This window comes from uncultured Thiohalocapsa sp., assembly GCF_913063425.1.
In the GTDB taxonomy this organism is placed as follows: domain Bacteria; phylum Pseudomonadota; class Gammaproteobacteria; order Chromatiales; family Chromatiaceae; genus Thiohalocapsa.
Genome location: NZ_CAJXYK010000111.1, coordinates 1 through 2,968 on the forward strand (window position 1 = coordinate 1; position 2,968 = coordinate 2,968).

Consider the following 2,968-nt stretch of genomic DNA (forward strand, 5'->3'; position numbering starts at 1 on the left):
CCCGGAGCGCGCCAGCGCCCCGGGGTCGATGCCTTGGCCATGCCGACTGATTGGCGGCGGCGCCTGCCGAGCCGGCGATCGAAGACGGCGTGCCGAGGCGGAGCCTCGGCAGGAGACTGGGCATCAGTGCCCCGTCGGCAACTGCTTTACCAGCAGCGCGATGGCGATCAGCAGGTGCAGCAGCCCCGCCAGGCGGTGGCGGTGGTCCTCGGGCAGGGGCAGCCGGTGCTCCGGCACCAGGTGGAGCAGACCGAGCAGGACGTAGCAGGTGATGTAGGCGGCGGTGAGGAGGAGCATCAGGTCGAACATCGGAGACCTCGTCTGTGTGGGTGGCTTCCGATGTCAGTACAGCACCAATTTTAAGTAACGAAACCAGATACTTAAGTTCCTCTGCTTTCCTCGTGGCCAGGCTTTCCGGTCGTTTCGGGGAACACCGAGGAAGACCGAGGAACCTTGAGGATCGGCCCCCTGCCTCGGCCGGGGTGCCCGAAGAGCGCTCGCGTACCCCCGGAAGCTCGGTTCGGACCCGGAATCGCGTCTGGTCGCGGCCTGGCTGGCCGGGCGGTACCATGGCGTCGGCAGCAGGTTCGAGGGGACGCATGCACAAGCACGACGACGAAGACTGGGACTGGGAATGGGATTGGGCGAAGTTGCGGCGGCTGGTCATGAAGCTGAAGCAAGACCGTCGCCTGAAACCCATGGCCGCGCGCGCAGGACTCGCCAAGGACGGCTCCACCTTGTACAAGTTCATCAAGGAGGGCGATGACCGCACCGAAGTGCTGACCTCGGAGACGGTGGAGAAGCTCCTCAAGGCGTGCCAGCAGGACCGGGAGGACTTCATCGTTCGGCCTGTGCAATGCTCCGCGGATCAGCCAGCGGCCTGGGCCACCGCGGGGGAGGCCGCGGCTTCCCGGACGCCGCCGGCGCTGCCCATCCAACTCATCGCCAGCGCGGACGCCCTGCACGAAGCGACGGAGCTGGCCAAGCGCCTGCATACGCTCGCAGCGGACTTGGGCATGCCGGAGTCTTTCGAGGCGCGCGTCTCGATTGCGAGAACGCAGCATCCGGAGATCGATCCGGCTGCCAAGGTCGTCATCGCGGTACTCGGCTGTTCGCTGGGCACGTTCGGCAGCGAGGACGAGCGGCGCGCGCGGGATTGTTGGGAAGCGCTGGTCCGACGCTTCTCCACGACAGCGGCGGAGTCCGAATCGGCTTCGTCCTACGCCATCGTCTATCGCCGCGAATGGCGCGACTGCGCTCCCAACGCGCGGAACTTCGACGACCGTGTCGCGTTCGACGCGGCCACGGAGGCCGCCAGGGAATTCCAGACCTGGGCCGACGCGCTGCTTGAGGCGGCCACGGCGCACGCGCTGCCGGGCCAGACCCATGGCCTGACCTGTATCGCCTACAACCAGGACGAGACCGCCAGGCTGGCCGATCGGCTGGCCGGCGACCTGGTCGGACTGGTCGAGGCACTGCTCCCGGCGCTGAGCGCCGCTTCGGGCGCCGGCGAGACGGACACGGCCGGCGCGGAACGCTGGACGGCCGGCTCACCCTTCCGCGGTCTGCTGCCCCTGACCGACGACTACGCCCTCGTCTTCAAGGGCTGGGGCTGGCACGTCGACGAGCTGATGAAGCTGCTGCGCAACCCGCAGACCCGGTTTGTCGCCGTCGAGGGGGCCTCGGGCTCCGGCAAGTCGTCGCTGGTCTGGGCCGGCTTGCTGCCGCGCCTGGCCCGCGGCGGCGAGATCGAAGGCTCCGAGCACTGGCTGGCGGTGCGCTTCGTGCCCACGGATCGACCCTTCAACGAACTGGCCACCCAGTTGTCGGCGCATTCGGAGCTCAAGGGGCATTGGCCGAACCCGGGCCCGCTCGCGGACCAGCTGCGACGCCCGCTGGGCGGCTTCGCGGACGTCCTGCGACAGGCCCTCGCCGGCCGCCATAAGAGCGCCCGGTTGCTGCTGTTCGTGGACCAGTTCGAAGAGCTGTTTACGATGCCCGCCGCGGACGGGGCCGCCGACGGGCCGCCCTGGCCCTGGGAGCCCTTCGTCGCCCTGCTTTCCGACGCGGCCGCCGAAGACCGGGCGCGCGTCGTCGTCACCATGCGCCGGGAATTCGCGTCCCGCGTCAGCGACACCCCGGAGCTGGCGGCCCTGTTCAACCAGGCCCGCTACGCCCTTCCCATGCCCAGCCAGGCGGAGCGGGAGAGGATGATCCTGGAGCCCGCCCGCCTGGCCGGCCTCCGGCTCCCGGCCGACGTCGCCGCCGAGATCGTCCGGGACACGGGCGACGAGCCCGGCGCGCTGGCCATGATGGCGCACACCCTGGCCGCGCTGGTGGCGCCGGAGGCCCAGCCCGAGTGCCCCGCCGACGAGGTGCTGCGCCGCTTGCAGGCGCTCGAGCCCAAGGACTTCAGGCTGCGCCTGGACAAGATGCACGGCGCCAAGGGCGCCATCGCCGCCAGCGCCGAGCAGGCGCTGGACAAGTTCCGCGAAGCCCACGGCGGGCAGTGCGCCGAGGAGGCCCTGGCGCTGCTGTTCGGCAAGCTGGTGCAGGTGGCGGATCTCGACAAGCCCCCGACCCGCTGGCGGGCGCCCAAGGCCCTGCTCGGTCCCGCGGACGGCCCCGCCGCCAAGCTTGCGGCCCTGCTCGAAGACGACGCGCGCCTGCTGGTGAGCGATGGCCCGAGCGCCGACACCGCGCCCGAGGCCAGCGCGGACGCGCAGGCCGACGACCCGGCGCAGCGCGTCGCCACCATCGAGGTCGCGCACGAGGCGCTGCTCACCCACTGGGATAGCCTCGCCACGTGGATCGACGCCCGCAAGGACAAGCTCTGGCTCAGGCACCGGCTGGCGGGGCTGACGCAGCTCTGGCTGGCCCATGACTGCCACCGCGGCTACCTGGCCGCCGCGGTGCAGGTGGACGAGATGCGCGACGCGATGGCGGCCCTCGGCGAGGCGCTGACGCC

General features: G+C 70.7%; 2 protein-coding genes. One reads left to right on the forward strand and one right to left on the reverse strand.

Going from position 1 to position 2,968, the window contains the following annotated elements; translation table 11 throughout:
• Positions 1-123 precede the first annotated feature (123 nt).
• Entirely contained in the window at positions 124-309 is a 186-nt protein-coding gene (locus QZ607_RS25685; RefSeq protein ID WP_295889100.1) for a hypothetical protein, read from the reverse strand.
• 290 nt (positions 310-599) lie between these two features.
• Here QZ607_RS25685 and QZ607_RS25690 point away from each other — a divergent pair.
• Positions 600-2,968: hypothetical protein (locus QZ607_RS25690; protein WP_295889103.1), on the forward strand; the 2,369-nt coding region annotated here is incomplete at its 3' end.

Excerpts from the sequence above, each read along its gene's own strand:
- QZ607_RS25685 (WP_295889100.1), bottom strand. The coding sequence starts at position 309 with ATGTTCGACCTGATGCTCCTCCTCACCGCCGCCTACATCACCTGCTAC.